The 23,072-nt window shown below is 67.5% G+C and carries 21 protein-coding genes; 6 read left to right on the top strand and 15 right to left on the bottom strand.

Annotated elements, in window-relative coordinates:
- The first annotated feature begins 76 nt into the window (after nt 1-76).
- The gene (locus ACVOME_RS05695) at nt 77-964 is read left to right on the top strand and encodes a hypothetical protein (protein WP_253118354.1); all 888 of its coding nucleotides are present in this window, start codon (nt 77-79) and stop codon (nt 962-964) included.
- Between the two features lie 151 nt (nt 965-1,115).
- Here the strand turns inward: ACVOME_RS05695 and ACVOME_RS05690 are convergent, their stop codons facing one another.
- The 12 genes from ACVOME_RS05690 to yidD all read right to left on the bottom strand — a co-directional run bounded on the left by ACVOME_RS05690 (nt 1,116) and on the right by yidD (nt 13,344).
- On the bottom strand, nt 1,116-1,736 hold the full coding sequence (locus ACVOME_RS05690) for a superoxide dismutase family protein (protein ID WP_065174141.1): 621 nt from the start codon (nt 1,734-1,736) through the stop codon (nt 1,116-1,118).
- 32 nt (nt 1,737-1,768) lie between these two features.
- On the bottom strand, nt 1,769-2,335 hold the full coding sequence (locus ACVOME_RS05685) for a superoxide dismutase family protein (RefSeq protein WP_445393939.1): 567 nt from the start codon (nt 2,333-2,335) through the stop codon (nt 1,769-1,771).
- 93 nt (nt 2,336-2,428) lie between these two features.
- Entirely contained in the window at nt 2,429-3,877 is a 1,449-nt protein-coding gene (gene ntrC, locus ACVOME_RS05680) for a nitrogen regulation protein NR(I) (protein ID WP_065174140.1), read from the bottom strand.
- A complete protein-coding gene (locus ACVOME_RS05675; RefSeq protein WP_053518064.1) occupies nt 3,870-4,931 on the bottom strand; it encodes a two-component system sensor histidine kinase NtrB in 1,062 nt (353 codons plus the stop codon). The genes ntrC and ACVOME_RS05675 overlap by 8 nt, the downstream gene beginning before the upstream one ends.
- A 65-nt stretch (nt 4,932-4,996) precedes the next feature.
- Nucleotides 4,997-7,042, bottom strand: a complete 2,046-nt coding sequence (locus tag ACVOME_RS05670) for a TonB-dependent receptor (protein WP_481504820.1) — start codon at nt 7,040-7,042, stop codon at nt 4,997-4,999.
- 82 nt (nt 7,043-7,124) lie between these two features.
- Nucleotides 7,125-7,406 carry a hypothetical protein gene (locus ACVOME_RS05665; protein ID WP_053520269.1) on the bottom strand — a complete coding sequence of 94 codons (282 nt, stop codon included), beginning with the start codon at nt 7,404-7,406 and terminating at the stop codon, nt 7,125-7,127.
- Nucleotides 7,407-7,550: 144 nt separating this feature from the next.
- Entirely contained in the window at nt 7,551-8,504 is a 954-nt protein-coding gene (locus ACVOME_RS05660) for an alpha/beta fold hydrolase (protein ID WP_065182072.1), read from the bottom strand.
- 184 nt (nt 8,505-8,688) lie between these two features.
- Nucleotides 8,689-9,849, bottom strand: a complete 1,161-nt coding sequence (mltA, locus tag ACVOME_RS05655) for a murein transglycosylase A (RefSeq protein WP_283219057.1) — start codon at nt 9,847-9,849, stop codon at nt 8,689-8,691.
- Nucleotides 9,850-9,993: 144 nt separating this feature from the next.
- The gene (locus ACVOME_RS05650; protein WP_481504819.1) at nt 9,994-10,740 is read right to left on the bottom strand and encodes an N-acetylmuramoyl-L-alanine amidase; all 747 of its coding nucleotides are present in this window, start codon (nt 10,738-10,740) and stop codon (nt 9,994-9,996) included.
- Between the two features lie 156 nt (nt 10,741-10,896).
- Nucleotides 10,897-11,742: a M23 family metallopeptidase gene (locus tag ACVOME_RS05645; protein WP_312551699.1), complete on the bottom strand. Its 846-nt coding sequence runs from the start codon at nt 11,740-11,742 to the stop codon at nt 10,897-10,899.
- Entirely contained in the window at nt 11,742-13,088 is a 1,347-nt protein-coding gene (locus tag ACVOME_RS05640; RefSeq protein ID WP_279942401.1) for a dihydroorotase, read from the bottom strand. The genes ACVOME_RS05645 and ACVOME_RS05640 overlap by 1 nt, the downstream gene beginning before the upstream one ends.
- A 1-nt stretch (nt 13,089) precedes the next feature.
- Nucleotides 13,090-13,344: a membrane protein insertion efficiency factor YidD gene (gene yidD / locus ACVOME_RS05635; RefSeq protein WP_053519683.1), complete on the bottom strand. Its 255-nt coding sequence runs from the start codon at nt 13,342-13,344 to the stop codon at nt 13,090-13,092.
- A gap of 272 nt (nt 13,345-13,616) precedes the next feature.
- Between yidD and dksA the strand changes: the two genes are divergently transcribed.
- Nucleotides 13,617-14,834, top strand: a complete 1,218-nt coding sequence (gene dksA / locus ACVOME_RS05630; RefSeq protein WP_481504818.1) for an RNA polymerase-binding protein DksA — start codon at nt 13,617-13,619, stop codon at nt 14,832-14,834.
- A gap of 541 nt (nt 14,835-15,375) precedes the next feature.
- On the opposite strand, the gene ACVOME_RS05625 is transcribed toward dksA, so the two are convergent.
- The 3 genes from ACVOME_RS05625 to cysS are packed head-to-tail and all read right to left on the bottom strand — an operon-like array spanning nt 15,376 to nt 18,484.
- On the bottom strand, nt 15,376-16,623 hold the full coding sequence (locus tag ACVOME_RS05625) for an MFS transporter (RefSeq protein WP_180875549.1): 1,248 nt from the start codon (nt 16,621-16,623) through the stop codon (nt 15,376-15,378).
- On the bottom strand, nt 16,620-17,072 hold the full coding sequence (locus ACVOME_RS05620) for a SufE family protein (RefSeq protein WP_053519686.1): 453 nt from the start codon (nt 17,070-17,072) through the stop codon (nt 16,620-16,622). The genes ACVOME_RS05625 and ACVOME_RS05620 overlap by 4 nt, the downstream gene beginning before the upstream one ends.
- 35 nt (nt 17,073-17,107) lie before the next feature.
- Complete coding sequence (gene cysS, locus ACVOME_RS05615; RefSeq protein WP_262218727.1) at nt 17,108-18,484, bottom strand: cysteine--tRNA ligase; 1,377 nt, start codon at nt 18,482-18,484, stop codon at nt 17,108-17,110.
- A 187-nt stretch (nt 18,485-18,671) separates the two neighbouring features.
- Here cysS and ACVOME_RS05610 point away from each other — a divergent pair, with 187 nt between their 5' ends.
- The 4 genes from ACVOME_RS05610 to ACVOME_RS05595 all read left to right on the top strand — a co-directional run bounded on the left by ACVOME_RS05610 (nt 18,672) and on the right by ACVOME_RS05595 (nt 23,002).
- Nucleotides 18,672-19,241, top strand: a complete 570-nt coding sequence (locus ACVOME_RS05610) for a glycine zipper 2TM domain-containing protein (protein ID WP_053519688.1) — start codon at nt 18,672-18,674, stop codon at nt 19,239-19,241.
- Between the two features lie 319 nt (nt 19,242-19,560).
- The gene (locus ACVOME_RS05605; protein ID WP_053519689.1) at nt 19,561-20,571 is read left to right on the top strand and encodes an N-acetylornithine carbamoyltransferase; all 1,011 of its coding nucleotides are present in this window, start codon (nt 19,561-19,563) and stop codon (nt 20,569-20,571) included.
- Nucleotides 20,572-20,631: 60 nt separating this feature from the next.
- The gene (locus ACVOME_RS05600; RefSeq protein ID WP_053519690.1) at nt 20,632-21,828 is read left to right on the top strand and encodes an argininosuccinate synthase; all 1,197 of its coding nucleotides are present in this window, start codon (nt 20,632-20,634) and stop codon (nt 21,826-21,828) included.
- An 85-nt stretch (nt 21,829-21,913) separates the two neighbouring features.
- Nucleotides 21,914-23,002 carry an acetylornithine deacetylase gene (locus ACVOME_RS05595; protein WP_053519691.1) on the top strand — a complete coding sequence of 363 codons (1,089 nt, stop codon included), beginning with the start codon at nt 21,914-21,916 and terminating at the stop codon, nt 23,000-23,002.
- Nucleotides 23,003-23,072: the final 70 nt, after the last annotated feature.

Here is a 23,072-nt window from a genome sequence, read left to right as displayed (position 1 = left end):
ACATGGCCTGCACGACAGAGCAGGCATAATGGGGCCAAGTGTAGCTGCCGCCCTGTGATGGGCCAACCGTGGAACCATGAGCAAACCCGACCCCGCGATGAATGCCCTTGGCGTGCTGGCCCTGGAACTGGCCGGCGGCGAGATCCCCCGCCAGGCGGTACTCAGCGCAGACCAGGCCGGTGAACTGGCCGAGCGCGTCGGCCGCGACCTGTCCAAGCTGGTGCCGGCCGTGGCCGAGCTGGACCTGGTCCTGGCCGCCGCCCATTTCGACCCGGCCGAAGTGCTGCGCCCGGGCTGGCCGATCCATCGCCGTCTGGAAGAACTGCAGATGCGCGCGCCGGGCCGCAACCAGGGCCCGCGGCTGCTGGCCTTCGGTACCGATGCCAATGGCGATGTGCCGCTGCCGTTCCAGGCCGATGCGACGCTGGTGGGTGGCGGCCTGCGTGTGCTGCCGTTCCTGCTGACCGGCAGTGATGTGGCGACCACCCGTGCGGTGGCCGATGCGTTGGAAGAGGTGCTGCTGGCCAATGGCATGGCCCATGCCGATACCGCGCTGATGGCGCAGAACAGTTTCGGTGCCCGCATCGAGCATGCGCGCTATTTCACCGTGAACGACCTGGCCGCGATGATGTCGATGCAGTACGACAACCAGGGCCTGGCCGCGCTGTGGCCGTTGATCGAGACCGCGATCATGGCGCCGGGCGAGGATGAGTGGCTTGAGGCCGCACCGGAGCCGTTGCTGCGCTACAGCCATGGCGAGGCGCGCATGGCGTTGTTCGATCCGGCCGGCTGGTGCGCCCACTACAATCATGACAGTGGCGACTGCGATCGCCTGCAGGGCATCTATGAGCAGTTCCTGATGCGCCAGCGGCAGATGGCGGCAGTGCTGGAAGCACACGGTGTGCCGGTGCTGTTCGTGCATTGCGAGGCGGGACAGGACGCGCGCGAGTTGCTGGCGCGCTGACAAGGGAACGGCGGCCGCGTGTTGGAGAGCCGAGCCCATGCTCGGCTCAGGCCGCCGGAAGAGCAGCCGAGCGTGGGCTCGGCTCTACAGAAAGCGATGCAAAGAAAAACGCCGGCCTGCGCCGGCGTTTTCCAATCCAGCGGGGCTGGCCTTACGGGGCCTTCTGGATCACTGCGCAGGCCAGGCGCGCACCGGCGTTGCCGGTCGGCTGGCTGGTGTAGTCATCCGGATCGGCGTGGACGATCAGGCCACGGCCGATGATGTCGAAATCATCGCCCTTGCCGATGTTCACGTTGCTCGACACCGGGCCATCGATGGTGGCCACGCCCTTGTCGTCGGCCTTGATGTTGGGCATGTCGCCACCGTGGTGCGGATCACTGGCCACGCTGCCATGGTCCTGCTTGCCCGGGTTGAAATGACCGCCGGCGCTGGTGCCGTCCGGCGCACTGCAGTCGCCCTTCTCGTGGATGTGGAAACCGTGTTCGCTGCCGGGCTTCAGGCCACTGATCTGGCCCGTGACGTGCACTTTGCCGTCAACCCGCTTGAAGGTGACGCTGCCCTTGGTCTCGTTGCCCTGGGTGGGTGCCAGCTCGGCCGTGGCCGAGGCATCGGCGGTGGACGCCGGTTCTGCAGCGGGCGCCGGTTCGGTGGTTGCGCTCTCGGCCGGCGCGGCCGGCGGCGTCTCGGTCTGCGGGGTGTCGGCCGGCTTGCCGCAGGCCGCCAGGCCCAGGGCGGCGATGGCCGCGAACAGCGAAGTATGGATCAGACGCATGGATGCTCTCCTTGGAAGATGGCCGGCGGCGATCAGCGCGTCACGCGGATCACGCCGCAGGCGATGCGAACGCCGGCATTGCCGGCAGGCTGGCTGCGATAGTCATCGGCATTGGCATGCACGACCAATGCGCGTCCTGCGATATCGGTGGCGGCGCCTCCGCCCAGAGTAACGCCCTTGAGGTGGATGTCGACGTTGGCGCGGCCCTGGGCATCGGCACGCAGGTTGTCGATGTCGCCCAGGTGATGCGTGCTGGCACCGGCGCGCCCGTGCGCGACGCCGCCGGGATTGAAGTGATTGCCCGCACTGCTGGCATCCACAGCGCTGCAATCACCACGCTCGTGGATATGGAAGCCTGCCTGCTGCATCGGCTGCAGGCCACCGACCAGGCCGGTGATATGTACGCCTGCCGGTTCGACCTTCAGCACCAGCCGGCCACTGACGATGCTGGCCGACGCCGGGGCCAGATTCGCCTCGGCCTGCTGTGCGGTACTGGTCACGACCGGCGGCGGTGGCGTGGGCTGCGGCTTCGGCGTACTGCCACACGCGGACAGCAGCGCGGCGGCGGACAGCGGAAGAAGGGCAGGTAACAGGCGCATCGAAGACTCCTTGCAGGTGACACTACGGACGGCATCGTCCATGAGGGATCAACGGTTCGGCAAGCGGATGCGAGGATCGCGTGCAGGGACCGTTCAATGGGGGCCGCGGCGGCGGCCTGCGCCCAGCTTGCGGGTCAGCGTGTTGCGGCCCAGGCCCAGCCGCGCCGCTGCTTCCGCGCGGCGACCGTGGGTGATCTGCAGGGCAGCGTCCAGCAGGGCGTGATCGACGCGCTCGCGCACCTGCGCATGCAGCCCTTCCACGCCCTCCGCCAGTTGCCGCCGCGCCCACTCCGACAGCAGCGCCTCCCACTGCCCCGGGTCGGTGCCGCCGGTGCTGCTGCGCCGGGTGCGTGCCCGGTTGAGCGCGGTATCCACGTCGGCCACGCCGATGGTGTCGGCAGCAGCCAGTGCGGCCATCCGCCAGCACACGTTCTCCAGTTCGCGCACATTGCCCGGCCAGTCGTGCTCGCGCAGCGCCTGCAAGGCAGCGGCGGTCAAGCGCTTGGTCGGCGTATCCAGCCGGCGTGCGGCCGCCGCCAGGAAGGTGGTGGCCAGCTGCGCGATGTCCTCGCGGCGCTCACGCAGCGGCGGCAGCTGCAGGCGCACCACGTCCAGGCGATGCAGCAGATCGGCGCGGAACAGCCCCTGCGCCACCCGTCCTTCCAGGTCCTGGTGGGTCGCTGCGATCACGCGCACATCGACACGGATCAGTTCACGACCGCCGACACGGAAGAACTCGCCCTGCGCCAGCACGCGCAGCAGGCGCGTCTGCAGCGGCAGGGGCATGTCGCCGATTTCATCGAGGAACAGGGTGCCACCGTCGGCCTGCTCGAAGCGGCCGATGTGCCGGCGCTGTGCGCCGGTGAATGCGCCGGCTTCATGGCCGAACAGTTCACTCTCCAGCAGCTCGGCGGGAATGGCGGCGGTGTTCAATGCCACGAACGGGCCCTGCGCACGCGGCGATTCGCGGTGCAGCGCGTTGGCCACCAGCTCCTTGCCGGTGCCGGTTTCACCGGTGATGAGTACCGCCAGCGGCGCCTGCGCGAGCCGGCCGATGGCGCGGAACAGCGCGCGCATCGGCGGCGTATCGCCAACCAGCTGCGGCGACGGGTCGGCGGAGGCCTCCGTGGCCGGTACCGGCGCGGCCAGTGCCGGCGCGACCGCCGGCAGCACGCGCTGGGCCAGCGCCACGGCATCATCCAGATCGAACGGCTTGGACAGGAATTCGTGCGCGCCGCCGCGGAAGGCGCCCGCCGTGCTGGCGACATCGGTGTAGGCCGACATCACCACCACCGGCAGCTGTGGCAAGGCAGCCTTGAGCTTGTCGAGCAGCACCAGGCCGTCATCGCCGGGCATGCGCACATCGGTGAACAGCAGTGCCGGCGGAGAGCCCTCGGCCAGCGCCTGCAGGGCGGCGGCGGCGCTGTCGAAATCATCGACCCGGTAGCCCGCCTCGCGCAGCGCGGTGCACAGCACGAAGCGCACGGCGCGGTCATCGTCGACCACCCAGATCCGCTGGGGTGAAGGGGACGCGTCAGACATCGCGCGGGGCCTCCTCGGCCGGAACGGTGCCGCTGCCGATCGGCAGCAGCAGGGTGAATACGGTGTGGCCGGGCCGCGAGCGGTAGGTCAGCGTGCCGCGATGCTCGCGCGCGACCTGCTGGGCCAGCGCCAGGCCCAGGCCGGTGCCTTCGGCGCGACCACTGACCAGGGGCAGGAACAGGTGTTCGGCCAGCTCCTCGGGTACGCCGCGACCGTCATCGGCGATCTCCAGCCGCAGCGCCAGCGTATGCAGCCGCTCGGCAACCCGCGCACCATGCTCCACGCGCGTGCGCAGGGTGATGGTGCCCGCGCCGGCCTGGATCGCATTGCGCACCAGGTTCCACACTGCCTGGGTAAGGCGGTCGGCGTCGCCATCCAGCTCGGGAATGCTGGGGTCGTAGTCGCGTTGCAGGCGCACCGCCCAGCCCGCTTCGTTCTCGGCCAGGCGCAGCACGCGCTCCAGTGCTGCATGGATGTTCAAGGCGGCATGCGGTGCGGCCGGCGCCGGCGACAGCAGCTGGTCAAGCAACCCGTTGAGGCGTTCGATCTCCGAACCGATCAGTTCGATCAGTTCGCGCTCGCTGGCATCGCGCTGTGCGGCACGGCGCGCCAGCAGCTGCGCCGCGCCTTTCAGGCCAGCCAGCGGGTTGCGCAGTTCGTGGGCCAGGCCCTTCAGTGCCGCGCTGAGTGCGCTCGGCAAGGCCTGGGTGGGGTCAAGCCCGGGGAACTCATCGACCGGATGCGCCTCCAGCAGCCAGCCGCCATCATCACGGCGGCTCATCCAGCCTTCGGCGAAGCGGGGTGCCTCTCCCGGTACCGCCAGTGCCAGCCGGTGCAGGCGCAGGCTGTCACGCTCGTCGCGGGCCAGGAAGTGGGCCAGCGCCTCGCCCTGCACCTCCAGCGCCGCCAGGGGCTGGCCCAGCAGGCGACGGCCGCTGACGCCCAGCCAGCGGCCGAAGGCCGGATTGCAGCCGGTGATGCGGCCGTCGGCAGCGGCCCAGGCCAAGGGGGTACCCAGGGCATCGAGGGACGGTGGCGGCGCGGGGTCGGACATTGCACCAATGTAGTGCAAAAGCGTGGCAGATGCGTTCCTTCCGCAGCCCGAAGCGCCCCGCCGGGCTACAGCTTCATGCTGAGGCCGACGAAGACGGTGCGGCCGGGGGCAGGCGAGAACATCGGCCGGGCACTGTCCCAGAAGAAGCTGTCGTACCACGCGTAGGCGTACTCGCGTCCGGTGACGTTCTTCAGCTGCAGGTCCACGCTCCAGCGCGGATTGATCCGGTACGCGGCAGTAAGGTCGAGCACGGCGAAGCCGCCGAACCTGCCGGCCACGTTGCGCTCTTCCAGGTAGTAGTCGCCCTGCGCGCGCGCCTGCAGACCCAGCCGCAGTGCCTGGCTGGCCTGGTAGTCCACGCCCAGGTTGCTGATGTGGCGCGGGGTGGCGGCCACTTCGCGACCCTGCAGGGACACGCCGGGGGCGCGGTTGTCGCGGGTGATCTTCGCTTCCTGGTACGCATGCGAGGCCCACACTGTCCAGTCGTCGCCCACCTGCAGGCTCAACTGCGCGTCCACGCCACGGCGCCGGGTCTTGCCCAGGGTGACGGTGGTGCCGGTGGCCGGCATGTTGGATACCTCGTTCTCCGCATCCTGCTGCCATGCCGCCAGGCGGGCCTGGGCGCCGTCAAAGGGCTGGAACTTCAGGCCCAGCTCCATGCCGGTGTTGGTGGAAGGACGCATCGGCGTCTGCCCGGGCGTGAGATAGGCCGGCGCGGTGGCGCCGGTCAGCACCTGGAACGTGCGGCCCCAGTTCGCGTAGACGTGGGTGGTGTCGCCCAGGCTGTGGATGACGCTCAGCTTGGGCTGGCCGATGGTGCCGTAGTCCTGCAGCCGCCCGCGGGTGCCATCCATCAACCGCGTGCGGCCACTGAAGCGGTCCACGCGATAGGCCGGCACGATCTTCCAGGCGGCGGCTGGCTGATAGATGGCCTGCAGATAAGCGCCCACGTTGTCGAAGCTATGGCGGTCGTCGTTCTGCACGCGGGCCGGCGGGCGGGTGAAATCGGTGGGTTCGGCGTAGGCATACCGCTCGCGGATGTAACCGTTGTCCTGCTGCTCGTAGTTCAACCCGCCCTCCACCGTCAGCGTGGCTGCGGGCTGCCAAGTAAGCGTGGTGAGCAGGCCGGCCTGGCGCTCGTCCCACAGCCGCCGCTGGCGCGGCAGGTTGCCGGTGGGCAGGTCGCTGAAGGTCACGCGCCGATCGTCCTGGTAACGGTTGTAGTACAGCCGGGTGCCGAGAACGAGCGCGTCGGACAGCTTCAGGTCCAGATGCGCGGCGAACTGGCGCATGTCGCGGTCGTCGCCGTCATGGGCGTTGCGCAGGTCGCTGCCACGGCGGTGCGTGCGCAGTTCCTCGGCCGTCATGAAGCCGGGCTCGTCCGCCTCGTGGTGATAGGCGCGCGCGGTCAGGCCCACGCGCAGGCCATCGTCCAGTGAACCGTAGAACCACTTGCCACCCAGCGAATACTTCCTGGAGGTGTCGTGCTCGCGATAACCGTCGCTGGCCTGGGTGCCGATGAAGTAGTTCTGCGCGAAGCCGTTGGATTCGCGGCCCACCGCCAGCTGCGCATCGCGCGTGTTGTAGCTGCCATAGGCCAGCCGTGCATCGGTGTAACTGCCGCCCTGGCGGGTACCGAAGTTCACGTTGCCGCCGATGTTGTGCAGCCCATAACGCGGATCGTTGGTCCCGCGCACCACCTCGATGTAGCTGATTTCCAGCGGGAACAGCATGTCGATGAAGCGCTGGTTGCCGCTGTTGACGTTGCTCGGGATGCCATCGATCAGGGTCTTGATGGCATTGAGGTAACCCTCGCCATTGAAGGCGCGGAAGCTGACCTTGCCCGACTCGGCACCCTGGCGTGTTTCGGTCAGCTGGATGCCGGGCATCTGCCCCAGCAGTTCCCAGCTGTGGGACACGGTGCGGTCTTCAATCTGGTCTGCGCCCAGAACGTCGACGGAGGTGAGTACCTGGTGCGCGCTGAGGGCGCCTTCCCGGTGCTGGTGGACATCGACCTTGCCCAGGGTGAGCGCCGCGTCGGCTGACTGCGCCAATGCGTCAGGGGCAAGGGGAGCCGCCGCCAGGGCGGCCAGCAGCGTGGGGGTCTTCATGGGGAAGGAGATGGAGTTCCAAAAATGAAACTTTATAACATTTCAGTTCTGGCAGCCATCGGGGACGCCGGTTTGCCGGGCGTCAGGCAGACGGATAGCCGGTCGCTTCCCTGGCCTTCTTCCACGCGATTTCAAATTCGCGCGCGCTGATCTCGTCGTCGGAATCGAAATCCAGGAACGAGACGGGCTGGTCAGCCAGCATGAAACGGTCATCGCTCTGGCCGTTTTCATCGGCCCATACCAGCTTGGAGCCGTAGATCTCCACCTGGCGGACGATCCTGTCGCCCCGTGCTTCCATCAGCACGTTGCCCTTGCCGAGGCCCGATTCGGCCCAGTGCTTGTAGTACTTCTTTGCGTTCTTCATTGCCGGAGTTCTGGCTGTGGAGGCAGCCGGAGAGTTCAGAGGGCGGCATTATCGCCCAGCGGGCACCGCAGGGGCCCGGCGATGACCTGCCATGCGCCCGTCGATCACGGCAGAAGGCCCCGGCTCACCGCCGGGGCCCTGCACTCACTTCTGCTGCAGGAAGGCCAGCAGGTCCTGGTTGACCTTGTCCTTGTGGGTTTCGGTCAGGCCATGCGGCGCACCCGGGTAGACGATCAGGCGGGCGCCCTTGATCAGCTTGGCCGACATGCGGCCGGCAACGTCGATCGGCACGATCTGATCGTCATCACCGTGGATCACCAGCGTCGGCACGTCGAACTTCTTCAGGTCCTGGCGGAAATCGGTTGCCGAGAATGCGGCGATCGAATCGTAGGTGTTCTTGTGCCCGCCCAGCATGCCCTGCGCCCACCAGGCGTCGATCATGGCCTGCGAAACCTTCGCGCCGGGGCGGTTGAAGCCATAGAACGGGCCGGAGGGAATGTCGCGGTACAGCTGCGAGCGGTTTTCCAGCTGCGCCTTGCGCAGGCCATCGAACACTTCGATCGGTACGCCGCCGGGGTTGTCGGCGGTCTTGAGCATGAGCGGCGGCACCGAGCTGATCAGCACGGCCTTCTTCACCCGGCCGGTACCATGGCGGCCGATGTAGCGCGCCACTTCGCCCCCCCCGGTGGAGAAGCCCACCAGCGTCACGTCATGCAGATCCAGCGTGTTGATCACCGTGGCCAGGTCATCGGCATAGTGGTCCATGTCGTTGCCTTCCCACGGCTGGCTGGAGCGTCCATGACCGCGGCGGTCATGCGCGATCACGCGGTAGCCATGGTCGGCCAGGAAGATCATCTGCGATTCCCAGCTGTCCGAGTCCAGCGGCCAGCCGTGGCTGAAGGTGACCACCGGGCCATCCTTCGGACCCCAGTCCTTGTAGTAGAGCTGCACGCCATCGGCGGTGGTGAGGGTGCTGGCGGTACGGGCGACGGCGGTGACGGCGGTGGAGGGCGCCGCTTGCGCAGCCTGGGCGGACAGGCCGGCCTGCAGGGACAGAGCCAGGGCAGTGGCGGCCAGGGTGCGGGTGACGGTGTTCATGGTGGAATCTCCTGCGAAGTGAGTGGGTTTCGACAGGTCCACTTTGCGCCCCTTTCCGGGACTGTTTGCTACGTAAAGTCCTTAAAATTTGACCATTCGTCCGCCAATCCCCATGGCCCGCGACCGCTACCTCGCGCGGGCATCGCCGCGGCCCGGTCTGCGGTCAGCGGTCTGCGGTCAGCGGTCAGCGGGCCGGCAGCGCCACGCCCTTCGGCCACAGCATCCACAGGCTGCCCTGCTGCTTCATGTCGCCGGCCAGCTTCCCAGCGGCATCACCGGTGCCCCAGTACAGGTCGGCGCGGACTTCGCCGGCAATGGCGCCACCGGTATCCTGCGCGGCCACCGGGCGTACCAGCGGCGTACCGTCCGGACGGGTGGTCGACAGCCACAGCAGGCTGCCCAGCGGTACCACGGTGCGATCCACGGCAACGCTGTAGCCGGCAGTCAGCGGTACGTTCAACGAACCGCGCGGGCCTTCCGGGCTGTCGGCGCTGCGCACGAAGAACACGTAGCTGGGATTGCTGCGCAGCAGCTCCGGAACACGCGCGGGATTGGCCTTCGCCCACGTGCGGATGGCGTCCATGGTGACGTCTTCCTTGCGCAGCTCCCCCTGCTCCACCAGCCAGCGGCCGATGGCGCGATAGGGATGGCCGTTCTGCTCGGCGTAGGCCAGCCGCACCTGCGTGCCATCGGCCAGGCGCACCCGGCCCGAGCCCTGGATCTGCAGCAGCTGCAGGTCCATCGGATCGGTCAGCCAGGCCAGTACCGGCGCCTTGGCACCCTTGCCGGCGATGGTGCCTGCGTCGTCATAGGGCTTGAGTACCTTGCCGTCCAGGCGGCCGCGCAGGCGCTTGCCCTTCAGTTCGGGGTAGACGCTGTCCAGCTGCACCACGATCAGATCATCGGGGGTGCCATAGACCGGCACTGTTGCCGTGTCCGTGCGGCTGAGGCTGCCGGGGTAGATCGGCTCGTAGTAGCCGGTGATCAGGCCTTCGGCCTGCTGGCCACCCGCACGCAGCGCATAGACGTCCAGATCACGCTGCAGGAACTGGCGGATGTCGGCCGGGTCCTTGTCTGAAACCGCAGCGGCTGTGGCGCAGGGTCTGGCCCAGACCGCATCGTTCTTCAGGCGGGTGCAGCTGCTGCGCCAGGCGACGAAGCCGGCCTGCAGGTCGCTGTCCGAGACCGGTGGCAGCGCACTCCATTCAACCCTGGCGTAGGTGGCCGCAGCGGGCGTGGCAGCGGCAGGCGTGCCTGGGCGGGTGCCGGTGGTGGAACACGCGGCGAGCAGGGCTGCACCGAGCAGGAGGAGCAGCGCGTGCGGCAACGACTTAACAGTGATCATGGTCGCAATGTAGTGGGGCGGGTGCTGGCCCGGCAACCTCATGCAGGTGTAGCGCGGGCCCATGGCCGGCGGAAAGCGGATCCCGCGCTGTGCGCTCGCTGGGCATGGCCCGGCGCTACCGGCATTCCGACCCGGCGCTGCCGGTCACGGCGTCTGCAGCAGCAGCGAGTACAGGATGCGCGCGTCTTCCGCATCCAGCGTCTTCGGCAGATCATCGCTGCCACGGAATCGACGGTGGAACGCAGCTACCGCCGCGTCCCTATCCTCCAGCGGGTAACCGAAGCGGGCCAGCGCATTCCAGGCATCGAAGCCTTCCGGTGCGGGGCCATCGCTGGCACGCGGCCACACGCCGAAGCCGGCCTCTGCCAGCTGCTGCCACGGGAAGAAACGGCTGGGATCCTGCTTGCGCGTCGGCGCCAGGTCGGCGTGGCCGATGACCTGCCGCGGCGGAATGTCCAAGCGCGCGGTGAGGTCGCGCAGCAGCACGATCAACGATTCGATCTGCGCCGCGCTGAAGGGTGTGCGGCCGTTGTTGTCCAGCTCGATGCCGATGGACGCCGAGTTGAGGTCGGTGATGGTGCCCCATCGGCCCGTGCCGCCATGCCAGGCACGACGTTGATCGCTCACCAGCTGGTAGCGATGGCCGTCGGCGCCGATCAGGTAATGCGCGCTGACCCGGCCGCCACTGTTGGCGGTGCGCAGCGTGCGCAGGCTCTGCTGCACCGAATCCTGTTCGGTGTGGTGGATGACGATGATGACCGGACCCCGCGCGTTGTGGTTCGGCGAGGGCACCCAGGTCGCGAGCGGATTGCGCGGCTCCGGCGGAGCGGACGCACAGGCGGCCAGCAGCAGGCAGGCCGAGAGCAGCAGGGACGTGCGGATCGGGTGCATGCCCCTGATTGTGCGCGATCGGGATGGATCGTGCATGGAGGGGCACGCGGCGCGTGGCCGGTGCCCTGACGGACGCAGCCGGGCATGCCCCGGCTGCACAGCGTGGGGGGGGCCCCGGCCCCCCCCCCCCCCCCCCCCGGCGAGGGGGCACGCGGGTTACTTCCGCTCCAGCACCAGCAGCGGATCGATGCGGGTGTCGAACCAGTTCATGCCCCAGTGCAGATGCGGTCCGGTGGCACGGCCCGTGGCGCCAACCGCGGCAATGACCTGGCCCTGCTCGACGCGATCACCGACCTTGACGTCGATGCGCGACAGATGCAGGAAGTTCGAGCTGACGCCGTAGCCATGGTCGATCAGTAGCGTGCCACCGGTCAGGTACAGGTCGGGGCCGGCGAAGGTGACCACCCCGGCAGCGGGTGCCTTCACCGGCGTGCCGGTCGGTACCGCGATGTCCATGCCGGAATGGCCGGCACCGGGCTGGCCGTTGTAGACGCGGGCGTTGCCGAAGCGGCCGCTGATGCGGCCCTGCACCGGCCAGATGAAGGTCTGGGTGAAGTCGGTGCGGTCATCATCGCGGGCACGCGCGGCGGTCACCTGCGCCTGCTCGCGCTTGATCCGTTCGGCAATGGCGGGCGGAGGATTGACCGTCTTCGGCGGCACACCGTTGACCCGTTCGGTCGGCCAGTCACGCGGCGTCACCGTGATGGTGGCCGTTTCGCTGCCGCCGTCCGGGCGCTGCACCTGCACGCGCAGCGGTCCCTTTTCATCACGGCCGATACCGAACACCACGCTGCCGTAACCGCTCACGCGCAGCGAGCGGCCGGCATACTGCACGCGGCTGCCGGCGGGAACCTTGCCGATCACCAGCGCGCCCTGCGACGCACTGGCAGGAAACACCACACGGCTGTCGATCAGGCTGCCGATGCCGTCCTGGGCCTGCGCCGCAGATGCGGCCCAGAGGGGGGCGGCAACCAGCACCCCCAGCATGAGGACCCGACGCATCAGCGGTCGTAGGTCAAGCGCTGGCCGGCGGGCTCGCCCACCAGTGCGCTGCCGTCCCACACCCGCTGGCCGTTGACCCAGGTGGAGGCGATGCGCGACCGGAAGGTCGTGCCTTCAAACGGCGACCAGCCGCACTTGGAGAGCACGTCCTCGCGCTTGACCGTGAACGGCACGTCTTCCACCAGCACGAGATCGGCGAAATAGCCTTCGCGCAGGAAGCCGCGCTGCTCCACGTCGAACAGCTGGGCCGGGGCATGCGCGAATTTCTGCACCACCTGCTCACGGGTCAGTTTGCCCTCGTGCACGCGCTCCAGTGCGGCCACCAGCGCGTACTGCACCAGCGGCAGGCCGGACGGCGCCTGCGCATAGGGCTTCTGCTTCTCCTCCCAGGTGTGCGGGGCATGGTCGGTGGCCAGCACGTCCAGCACGTCGTCGGCCAGCGCGGCGGTGATCGCCTCGCGGTCGGCCACGTCCTTGATGGCCGGATTGCACTTGATCAAGTTGCCCTTGGTGGCGTAATCCGGGCGGGCGAAGTGCAGGAAGTGCACGCAGGTTTCGGCGGTGATCTGCTTGCGGCTGCCATCGGCCCGGATCAGCGGGCCCTTCTCGAACAGTGCCAGTTCGTCGGCGGTGGAGATATGCAGGACGTGCAGGCGGGTGCCGTGCTTGCGTGCCAGCGACAGCGCCAGCCGCGTCGACTTGATGCACGCTTCGCGCGAACGGATGTCCGGGTGCATGTCCGGGGTCAGCGCGTCGCCGTATTTTTCCTGGAAGGCTTTCAGGTTGGCATCGATCATCGGCGTGTCTTCACAGTGCGTGATGATCGGGGTCGGACACTCGCGGAAGATCGCGTCCAGTGTTTCCGGGTTGTCCACCAGCATGTTGCCGGTGGACGCGCCCATGAACACTTTCACGCCCGGCGCCTTCTTCGGATCGAGCTGGCGGATGGCCTCAAGATTGTCGTTGCTGGCCCCGTGGTAGAAGCCGTAGTTGGCCCAGGCGCGGCCACGCGCCAGTTCGTACTTGGCTTCCAGGATGGTGGAGTCCAGCGTCGGCGGATTGGTGTTGGGCATGTCCATGAAGCTGGTCAGGCCACCGGCCACGGCCGCTGCCGATTCACTGGCGATATCGCCCTTGTGGGTCAGGCCCGGCTCGCGGAAGTGCACCTGGTCGTCGATCATGCCGGGCAACAGCCAGCGGCCGGCGGCGTCCACCACCTGCTCGCCCTCGCGCGGCGCCAGCCCGGTGCCGATCTGCGCGATGCGACCGTTCTCGATGCGCAGGTCGCCGTCGAAGGTGCGGCCTTCATTGACCATGCGGGCATTGGTGATGAGCGTGGAGGACATGTCAGTGTTTTCCTGTGCAACGGCATGAAGGGGTGTCGGTGCGTTCGGGCACGAGGTCGACACCGCCGGGGTGGAAGGGGTGGCAGCGGCCGAGCCGGCGCGCGGCCAGCCAGCTGCCGCGCAGCGGGCCATGCAGGGAGATGGCTTCCATCGCGTATTCAGAACAGCTGGGCACGAAACGGCAGCGTGGCCCCAGCAGGGGGCTGATGAAGCGCTTGTAGAAGCGCAGCAGGGCAATGAGCAGGCGCGAGATCACCCAGTCATCTTATGCCAGTTGGCATGAAGGCCGCATTTGTGCAGGATGGGCCGTTGGTCGCATGTCGCCGATGGCCTGCGACCGGTACCGGCACCTTCGGGTGCCGGCCAGGTTCCGTACCGCGCGAGGCGGTCCGTGTTCGTCGGACTGCCCCTTGGGGGCCTTGACTCCAGGACTGAATGGAGCGGGGCTGTCGAGGTTGCTGCTGCGGGTCGGGTAGGCTATAAAGGCCCGCTTTCCCGGGCCCCGGGGAATCCAAGGAAGAGCGTTTCGTGGCTGCTAAAAAAACTGCAAAGAAGGCCGCAAAGGCCGCCAAGAAAACCGCCAAGCCTGTTGTGAAGAAGTTGGCGGCAAAGCCCGTTGTCAAGAAGCCGGCGGCCAAGCCGGCGACCAAGGCAGCGTCCTCGCAACCGGCGGCCAGGAAGGCCACCGCGAAAAAAACGCCGGCCAAGGCAAGCAAAGCGGCCGTCAAGAAGGCCGCTGCGCCGGTCAAGGCCAAACCTGCTGCTGCCAGCAAGAAGGCGCCGGCAGTGAAAAAGGCCGCCAGCAAGGCGGTGCCGGTCAAGAAGGCTGCTGCCAAACCGGCTGCGAAGAAGCCGGCAGCCAAGCCGGCGCCGAAGGCGGCGGTGAAAAAGCCGGTTGCACCGCCAGCGGCAAAGAAGGCCGCGGCGCTCAAGCCGGCGGCCAAGCCTGCCGCTGTAAAGAAGGTCACCAAGAATATCGCCACGCCGGCTGCCACGCCGGCACCGGCCCCCGTAGTGAAGTCCGCACCGAAGCCTGCCGCAACGCAGGCTCCGGCCAAGCCTGTCCCGGCCAAGACCGCGGCAGGTGCTGCAGCCAAACCGGCATCCAAGCCGGCCTCGGCCGCTGCACCTTCCGCGTCGACCGCCCCGCAATCCAAGAATCCCGTGCCCGTTTCGAAATCGCCTGCCAAAACCGCCGTGAAATCCGATCCCGCTCCGAAGACCGTGTCGCGCCCTGTCGGCAAGGTCGCCGTGGCCGTCGCCGCCCGCTCGGCCGCCCCGGCCCCGCGCAGCAAGTACAAGGTCGTCGAGTACAAGACCGACGAGGCCACCGGCCGCCCGATCCTGCCGGCCGGTTACAAGCCGTCGTCGGAAGAGGAATACATGAGCCCGCTGCAGCAGGAGTACTTCCGCCAGCGCCTGCAGAACTGGCGCGCGGACTTGGTGGAGGAGTCCAAGCAGACCATCGAGAATCTGCGCGAGGAAGTGCGTGACATCGGCGACGAGGCCGAGCGTGCGACCCGTGAGACCGAGAACTCGCTGGAGCTGCGCACCCGCGACCGCTACCGCAAGCTGATCGGCAAGATCGACAGCACGCTCAAGCGCCTGGAAGCCGGTGATTACGGCTACTGCGTGGACACGGGTGAAGAGATCGGTCTGGAGCGCCTGGAAGCCCGTCTCACGGCCGAGCGCACCATCGACGCCCAGGAGCGTTGGGAGCACCTGCAGAAGCAGCAGGGCGACTGATTCCCGGTCGTTGTCTGGTCATGCAGAAAACCCGGCCTTGGCAGGGTTTTTTGTTGGGTTCACGTTGGCTGTGTAGAGCAGCGCCTTCCGGGTATCGGGTGGAGCCCGCGGGTGTAAGCTCGGCCGCGGTATCCATGCCGCGGACGGTCCTGCCCGGCCCCACCGACAGGCTCTCGACGCATCCCTGCGTGCGCGGCCGATGTAGAGCCGAGCCCACGCTCGGCTCAGGCCGAAGCCGGAGGGCAAGGAATAGCAAAAGCAAAAGCAAAAGCAGCCAAGCATGGCTTGGCTCTACCAGGAGCGGTCATGCGTGCGCTCGCGGCTGTTGGGTCCGCCTTGTAGCGAGCCGAGCACCGCAGGGCACTGGCGCGCAGCGCCGGCTCGCGGATGGCGGCGTGTTTCTTTGGTGACTTTCTTTGCACGAGCAAAGAAAGTTACACCCCGCCGCGGTCGCGGAAGAAGCCCGCCGGGCGCGGCCCGGCGCAACCGCTGCGTGGGCGCACGGAAATGCGCAGCCGAGCACGGGCTCGGCTCTGCAGGTTCACTGCAGGTCGCGAAGATTCAACTTCCGCAGCGTCGGGTTCTTCCATGCTGTGATGCCGGCCACGCTCAGCACCGCGAAGCCCCCCAGCACCACTGCCGGTACCAGGCCCAGCAGTCGTGCCATCGTGCCGGCATAGAAGGCGCCCAGTTCGTTGGACGAACTGATGAAGATGCCGTTGATCGACGATACCCGCCCACGCATTTCCTCGGGCGTCGCCAGCTGCAGGATGGTCGAGCGGACCACCACCGACACGCCATCGAAGGCGCCGTAGAACAGCAGGATCAGCGCCGACAGCCAGAAGTGCTGCGACAGCCCGAAACCGATCACGCACAGCCCGAAGCCCGCGACCGCAGACAGCAGCACCCGGCCGGCGTTGCGGTGCAGGGGGTGCCGGGCAAGCCACAGGCCCACGCCGATCGAGCCCAGAGCGGGCGCAGCGCGCAGGATGCCCAGCCCTTCGGGTCCATGGTGCAGGATCTCATGCAGGAAGGCGGGCAGCATTGCCACCACGCCGCCCAGCAGCACCGAGAACATGTCCAGCGCCATCGCGCCGACCATGATGCGGTTGCCGACCACGAAGCGCGCACCTTCGGCGATGCTCTGGAAGATCGGTGCTGCGGGGCCGCTGTGCACCGGTTCCTCCACCTTCAGCGTGGCCAGGCAGGCCACTGCCACCAGCGCGAAGGCCGTCGCCACGCCATAGGACAGCCCCTTGCCTCCCAGGCCGACCAGTACGCCGCCCAGCGCCGGACCCACCACCATGCCGGCCTGGAACACCACGGCGCCCAGTCCCGCACCGCGTGCGAACTGCTCGCGCGCCAGCACGCGGGCGAACAATGCATTGTAGATCGGCGAAAGAAAGGCACGGACCATGCCGGTCAGTGCGATCGCCGCATAGATCGGCCATACGCCGTGGAACGGCAGCCAGCCCATGGCGACGCTGGTCAGTACCAGTGCGGTGGCGATCAGGCCGGAGCAGGCGACCATTCCCAGCTTGCGCCGCGGTAGATGGTCGACCAGATAGCCGGCGAACGGGGCCACGCAGAAGAACGGCAGCACTTCGGCCAGACCGATCAGGCCCAGCGAGAACGGATTGCGGGTAACTTCGTAGATGTGCCAGCCGACGGTGACGGCCACCACCTGGTAGGACAACATGGCGAAGATGCGGTAGGCCAGCAGCTTGGCGAAGCCCGGCCGGGCCAGCAGGCCCAGCGCCGTGTCTTCGGCCGGGGCGGTCCCGCTCACGGGTGTCCGCGCTGCAGCTGGGCCTGCGCCGTCTCGCGGATGAAGGCCAGCATCGCTGCGACGCCGTTGCTGCGGGTCGGCGAAAGATGGCGGGCCAGGCCGATGTCCTGGATGTAGCTCGGCTGCGTGTCCAGGATTTCCTGTGCCGAGCGCCCGGAATAGACACGCAGGGCCAGGAAGATCAGGCCGGAGACGATCGCCGAATCACTGATGGCGTGGAAGCGCAGCGACTGCGCATTGCCTTCCGGAACGATCCAGACCATCGACTGGCAGCCGAGCAGGCGGTGTTCTTCGGTCTTCCACTCTTCGGGGAAGGCCGGCAGCTTGCGGCCGAGGTCGATCAGGTACTGGTAGCGCTCGGACCAGTCGCCGAAGAAGCCGAATTCCTCGGCGATGGCGGCCTGGGCCTCGGCGGTGGTGGGTTCAAGCGGGAACGGGGAGTCGATCACTGCAATCTCTTCGGTGGGGGCGTGGCGGGCGCGGATCAGCCGCGCTTGCGCGACCAGCGCACGCCCTGCGGGGTGTCTTCCAGCACGATGCCTTCGGCGGCCAGCTGGTCGCGGATGGCATCGGAGCGGGCGAAGTCACGCGCCTTCTTGGCGGCGGCGCGTTCATCGATGAGGCCCTGGATGCGCGCATCCTCGCCATCACCGTGGGCAACGGTGCCGAACCACTGCGCCGGGTCGGCCTGCAGCAGGCCCAGCGCCAGACCCGCACCGAGCAGCTCGCCTTTCAGGCGCGCCTGTTCGGCCGGCTCGATGGCGCGGCGTGCTTCGGCGGCGATGCGCGCCAGTTCGGCCAGTGCCTGCGGCGTGTTGAGGTCGTCATCCAGGGTTGCCTCGATCGTGGCCGGGATCACCGCCACGGCCGGAACCGCGGCGAGCTCGCGCAGGGTGCCGTAGAGGCGGTCCAGCGTGCGCACCGACTGTTCGATCAGCGCGTCGGACCAGTCCAGCGGCTGCCGGTAGTGGGCCGACAGCAGGGCCAGGCGCAGCGCTTCCGGCGGGTGCTGGCGCACCAGGTCGTGCACGCGTTCGATGTTGCCCAGCGACTTGCTCATCTTGGCACCGCCGAAATTGAGCATGCCGTTGTGCAGCCAGAAGCGGGCGAAGATCTTTCCGCCATGGGCGCATTCGCTCTGCGCGATTTCGTTCTCGTGATGCGGGAACTGCAGGTCGACACCACCGGCATGGATGTCGATGGTCTCGCCCAGATGGGCGGCAGCCATCGCCGAGCATTCGATGTGCCAGCCGGGGCGGCCACGGCCCCACGGCGAGGCCCAGCCCGGCAGGTCGTCGGTGGACGGCTTCCACAGCACGAAATCGCCTGGATCGCGCTTGTACGGCGCGACATCGACGCGGGCGCCGGCCAGCATTTCTTCCGGGTCGCGGCGGGAGAGCTTGCCGTAGCCATCGAAGCTGGCAACGGCGAACAGCACGTGGCCCTCGGCGGCATAGGCATGACCGTTGGCGATGAGCTGCTCGATCATGGTGATGATCTGCGGCATGTGCGCGGTCACTTCCGGTTCGATGTCCGGCGGCACCACGCCCAGCGCGGCCATGTCCTCGCGGTAGGCGGCGGCGAAACGGTCGGTGATGGTGCTGATCGGCACCCCCTGTTCGCGCGCGGCCGTGTTGATCTTGTCATCCACGTCGGTGATGTTGCGGGCGTAGCGCAGGGCGCCGAAACGCCGCCGCAGCAGGTCGGCCAGCACCCCGAACACCACCGGCCCACGGGCATTGCCGATGTGCACGTAGTTGTAGACCGTCGGGCCGCACACATACAGGGTCGGACAGGCCGGGTCGAGCGGAATGAACGGTTCGAGCTGGCGTGTCAGGTTGTTGTGCAGGCGCAGGGTCATGGGGGTGTGGCTGGGGGACAAGCCTGCGATTTTAGAACGTGTCGGCCCCCTTTGGGGCGACCGCCTGCCACCGGTGGACCCGGGGGCCACCCAGGTGGGGTGGGCAGGAGCGGCGCGGACGGGTAATGTTCAGCCCCTTGCGCTCGTCACTGCCTACACTATTGCCGTGTCCTTGCTCCCGTCGCCAATGAAATCCACCGCGTTGCTGACCCTGGCCTGGCTGTCGGCGTTGCCGGCCGTGGCTCTGGCCCAGGAGGGGGAGCCCCGCAACCGGGTGGTGATCGTGGAGAACGTGAAGTTCGACTACGCCCAGGTGCTGAACGTCGAGCCGGTGTTCCAGACCCTGCGCGCGACCCGGACCGAGGAGCACTGCGAGCCGGTGTCGACCCGGACCCTGGCCCCGGTGAACGTCACCGGCGAGGAGCCGACGGAGGACAAGGGCCGGATCAGCCGCTTCTGGGACTCGGTGCGCTCGATGTTCAAGCGCAGCGACGAGGAGGCGGTGGACGAGACCGCAGCCGAGACGCCGGCCGCGCCCACCGGTCCCACCAACAACGGGCCGATGCTGACCCGCGACTGCCGGATCGTTCCCGTCGGGCGCGAGTTCCGTCGGCCCATCGCCTACGACGTGGATTACGTCTACAGGGGCACCAAGTACCGCTCGCGCCTGCCGGAAGACCCTGGCAACCGGCTCAAGGTCCGGGTCTCGATCACGCCCTGGGTCGGCCCGGAGCAGGGCACCGCCAGCAATCCCTGATTCTGGGACCCCGGCCCCTTGCGCCGGCGCCGGCCGCGTGCAAAGATGCCCGGCCATGAAGCTCACCGACTTCCAGCACGACAGCAGCGCAGCCCGACAGGCGTCGGGCATGACCTCGCGTGCCCGTCGACCGGAACCCCACATTCTCGCTGGGTAACCGGAGCTTTTTGCTGTTCGTCCGATAGAAACCCAGCCCGCCGGCTGGGTTTTTTCGTTTCCGCTTCCTGAAAGCTTCAACTGCAACGATTTCACCCCACCTTTGGTTTCCGCATTTCCCTTCCACCGCGTCGAACCTGACGCCGCCACGCAAGGAAAGATGATGTCCCCCAAGCACTTCCTGAACACCCAGGACTGGAGCCGCAGCGAGCTTGATGCGCTGCTGACCCAGGCAGCGCTGTTCAAGCGCAACAAGCTCGGCGACCAGCTCAAGGGCAAGTCGATCGCGCTGGTGTTCTTCAATCCGTCGATGCGCACCCGCACCAGCTTCGAGCTGGGCGCGTTCCAGCTGGGTGCGCACGCGGTGGTGCTGCAACCGGGCAAGGATGCGTGGCCGATCGAGTTCAACCTCGGTACGGTGATGGACGGCGATACCGAAGAACATATCGCCGAAGTGGCCAAGGTGCTGGGCCGCTACTGCGACATCATCGCCGTGCGCGCGTTCCCGAAGTTCGTGGACTGGGCCTATGACCGCCAGGACATCGTGCTCAACAGCTTCGCCAGGTATTCGCCGGTGCCGGTGATCAACATGGAGACCATCACCCACCCGTGCCAGGAACTGGCTCACGTGATGGCGCTGCAGGAGCACTTCGGCACCCAGGACCTGCGCGGCAAGAAGTACGTGCTGACCTGGACCTATCATCCCAAGCCGCTGAATACCGCCGTGGCCAACTCGGCGCTGACCATCGCCACCCGCATGGGCATGGACGTGACCCTGCTGTGCCCGACCGCCGACTACATTCTCGACGACCGCTACATGGGCTGGGCCGAGCAGAACGTGGCCGAGAGCGGCGGTTCGCTGAAGATCAGCCATGACATCGACAGCGCCTACGCCGGTGCCGATGTGGTCTACGCCAAGAGCTGGGGCGCGCTGCCGTTCTTCGGCAACTGGGAGCCGGAAAAGCCGATCCGCGACCAGTTCAAGCACTTCATCGTCGACGAACGCAAGATGGCACTGACCAACAACGGTGTCTTCAGCCACTGCCTGCCGCTGCGCCGCAACGTGAAGGCGACCGACGCGGTGATGGACTCGCCGCAGTGCATCGCCATCAACGAGGCCGAGAACCGCCTGCACGTACAGAAGGCGATCATGGCGGCGGTTGCCGGGCGCTGATTCTTTCCCATTCAAAAACCCCGCCGGGCATGGCCCGGCGCTACCAGGACATTACCCCCCATGAGCAACAAAGACGTCGTCCTCGCCTTCTCCGGTGGCCTCGATACCAGCTTCTGCGTGCCGTACCTGCAGGAGCGCGGCTACAACGTGCATACCGTGTTCGCCGACACCGGCGGCGTGGATGATGAAGAGCGTGATTTCATCGAGAAGCGTGCCGCCGAGCTGGGCGTGACCAGCCATGTCACCGTCAACGGTGGCCCGGCCATCTGGGAGGGCTTCGTCAAGCCGTTCGTGTGGGCGGGCGAGGGCTACCAGGGCCAGTACCCGCTGCTGGTCTCGGACCGCTACCTGATCGTCGATGCCGCGCTGAAGCGTGCCGCCGAGCTGGGCACCAACATCATCGCCCACGGCTGCACCGGCATGGGCAACGACCAGGTCCGCTTCGATCTGGCGGTGAAGGCGCTGGGCGACTACCAGATCATCGCGCCGATCCGCGAGATCCAGAAGGAGCACACCCAGACCCGCGCCTACGAACAGAAGTACCTGGAAGAGCGTGGTTTCGGCGTGCGCGCCAAGCAGCAGGCCTACACCATCAATGAGAACCTGCTGGGCGTGACCATGTCCGGTGGCGAGATCGACCGCTGGGAAGCTCCGGGCGAGGGCGCACGTGGCTGGTGCTCGCCGCGCAGTGAATGGCCGGAACAGGCGCTGACCGTCACCCTGAAGTTCGTCGAGGGCGAAGCGGTCGAGCTCGACGGCAAGGCATTGCCGGGCGACCAGATCCTGGCACAGCTCAACAAGCTGTTCGCTCCCTACGGCGTGGGCCGTGGCGTGTACACCGGCGACACCGTGATCGGCCTGAAGGGCCGCATCGTGTTCGAGGCCCCCGGCCTGGTTTCGCTGCTGGCCGCCCACCGCGCGCTGGAAGACGCGGTGTTGACCAAGCAGCAGAACCGCTTCAAGCCGGACGTGGCGCGCAAGTGGGTGGAGCTGGTCTACGAAGGCTTCTATCACGACCCGCTGAAGACCGACATCGAGGCGTTCCTGAAGTCCTCGCAGGCCAAGGTCAACGGCGAAGTGGTACTGGAGACCCGTGGTGGGCGCGTGGACGCGGTGGCGGTGAAGTCGCCGCATCTGCTCAACACCAAGGGCGCCACCTATGCGCAGTCGGCCGACTGGGGCGTGGAAGAGGCGGAAGGCTTCATCAAGCTGTTCGGCATGAGCTCCACGCTGTACGCGCAGGTCAATCGCGGTTGACCGCGATTGCGCTGGGGCGCTCCAGCAGAGGCGATACGGTAGCGCCGGGCCATGCCCGGCGGAATTTCACAGGAACTGTTGATTCATGCTTGAACAGACACTCGATCACCTGCAGGCCCTGGTGTCCTTCGACACCCGCAACCCGCCGCGCGCGATCAGCACCGCTGGCATCTTCGATTACCTGCGCGCCAACCTGCCGGGTTTCACCGTTGAAGTGATCGATCACGGGGCCGGTGCGGTCAGCCTGTATGCCGTGCGCGGCACACCGAAGTACCTGTTCAACGTGCATCTGGACACGGTGCCGGATTCGCCACACTGGACTGCCGACCCGCACGTGATGCGCCGCCTGGACGATCGTGTGGTCGGCCTGGGCGTGTGTGACATCAAGGGCGCTGCGGCGGCGCTGGTGGCTGCGGCCAATGCCAGTGACGGCGACGCCGCGTTCCTGTTCTCCAGCGACGAGGAAGCCAACGATCCACGCTGCATCGCCGCGTTCCTGGCCCGTGGCATTGCCTATGACGCGGTGCTGGTGGCCGAGCCGACCATGAGCGAGGCCGTGCTCGCGCACCGTGGCATCAGCTCGGTGCTGATGCAGTTCGCCGGCCGTGCGGGCCATGCGTCCGGCAGGCAGGATGCCGCCGCCAGTGCGCTGCACCAGGCGATGCGCTGGGGCAATCGGGCCCTGGATCATGTGGATTCCCTTGCATCTGCACGCTTCGGTGGCCTGACCGGCCTGCGTTTCAACATCGGGCGCGTCGAAGGCGGGATCAAGGCCAACATGATCGCACCGGCAGCCGAAGTGCGTTTCGGCTTCCGCCCCTTGCCCTCGATGGACATCGATGCGCTGCTGGCGACCTTCGCGGGTCTTGCCGAACCGGAAGCCGCGCTGTTCACCGAAACCTTCCGTGGCCCCAGCCTCCCGGCCGGTGACATCGCCGAAGCCGAGAACCGCCGTCTGCTGGCGCGTGACGTGGCCGATGCACTGGAGCTGCCGATCGGCAACGCGGTGGACTTCTGGACCGAGGCATCGCTGTTCTCCGCGGCAGGCTATACCACGCTGGTGTTCGGCCCCGGCGACATTGCCCAGGCCCACACGGCCGATGAGTTCGTGACGCTGGAGCAGCTGCAACGCTATACCGACGCCGTGCACCGCATCATCGGCGCCGGCGCCTGATCAACCCCACAACGCCGCCATGCCCCGGCATGGTGGAACTGCAACGCGGCGACCGCCGCCCGTGACGAAA

The organism is Stenotrophomonas sp. STEN008 (genome assembly GCF_056760435.1).
Note: the sequence above shows the minus strand (reverse complement) of the source record. Positions and strands in the feature narration are given on the sequence as shown.

Bases quoted from the DNA above. Each gene is read 5' to 3' on its own strand.
- ACVOME_RS05695 (WP_253118354.1), top strand. From the start codon at position 77: ATGAGCAAACCCGACCCCGCGATGAATGCCCTTGGCGTGCTGGCCCTG.
- ACVOME_RS05690 (WP_065174141.1), bottom strand. From the start codon at position 1,736: ATGCGTCTGATCCATACTTCGCTGTTCGCGGCCATCGCCGCCCTGGGC.
- ACVOME_RS05685 (WP_445393939.1), bottom strand. From the start codon at position 2,335: ATGCGCCTGTTACCTGCCCTTCTTCCGCTGTCCGCCGCCGCGCTGCTG.
- ntrC (WP_065174140.1), bottom strand. From the start codon at position 3,877: ATGTCTGACGCGTCCCCTTCACCCCAGCGGATCTGGGTGGTCGACGAT.
- ACVOME_RS05675 (WP_053518064.1), bottom strand. From the start codon at position 4,931: ATGTCCGACCCCGCGCCGCCACCGTCCCTCGATGCCCTGGGTACCCCC.
- ACVOME_RS05670 (WP_481504820.1), bottom strand. From the start codon at position 7,042: ATGAAGACCCCCACGCTGCTGGCCGCCCTGGCGGCGGCTCCCCTTGCC.
- ACVOME_RS05665 (WP_053520269.1), bottom strand. From the start codon at position 7,406: ATGAAGAACGCAAAGAAGTACTACAAGCACTGGGCCGAATCGGGCCTC.
- ACVOME_RS05660 (WP_065182072.1), bottom strand. From the start codon at position 8,504: ATGAACACCGTCACCCGCACCCTGGCCGCCACTGCCCTGGCTCTGTCC.
- mltA (WP_283219057.1), bottom strand. From the start codon at position 9,849: ATGATCACTGTTAAGTCGTTGCCGCACGCGCTGCTCCTCCTGCTCGGT.
- ACVOME_RS05650 (WP_481504819.1), bottom strand. From the start codon at position 10,740: ATGCACCCGATCCGCACGTCCCTGCTGCTCTCGGCCTGCCTGCTGCTG.
- ACVOME_RS05645 (WP_312551699.1), bottom strand. From the start codon at position 11,742: ATGCGTCGGGTCCTCATGCTGGGGGTGCTGGTTGCCGCCCCCCTCTGG.
- ACVOME_RS05640 (WP_279942401.1), bottom strand. From the start codon at position 13,088: ATGTCCTCCACGCTCATCACCAATGCCCGCATGGTCAATGAAGGCCGC.
- cysS (WP_262218727.1), bottom strand. From the start codon at position 18,484: ATGACCCTGCGCCTGCACAACAACCTGACACGCCAGCTCGAACCGTTC.
- ACVOME_RS05610 (WP_053519688.1), top strand. From the start codon at position 18,672: ATGAAATCCACCGCGTTGCTGACCCTGGCCTGGCTGTCGGCGTTGCCG.
- ACVOME_RS05605 (WP_053519689.1), top strand. From the start codon at position 19,561: ATGTCCCCCAAGCACTTCCTGAACACCCAGGACTGGAGCCGCAGCGAG.
- ACVOME_RS05600 (WP_053519690.1), top strand. From the start codon at position 20,632: ATGAGCAACAAAGACGTCGTCCTCGCCTTCTCCGGTGGCCTCGATACC.
- ACVOME_RS05595 (WP_053519691.1), top strand. From the start codon at position 21,914: ATGCTTGAACAGACACTCGATCACCTGCAGGCCCTGGTGTCCTTCGAC.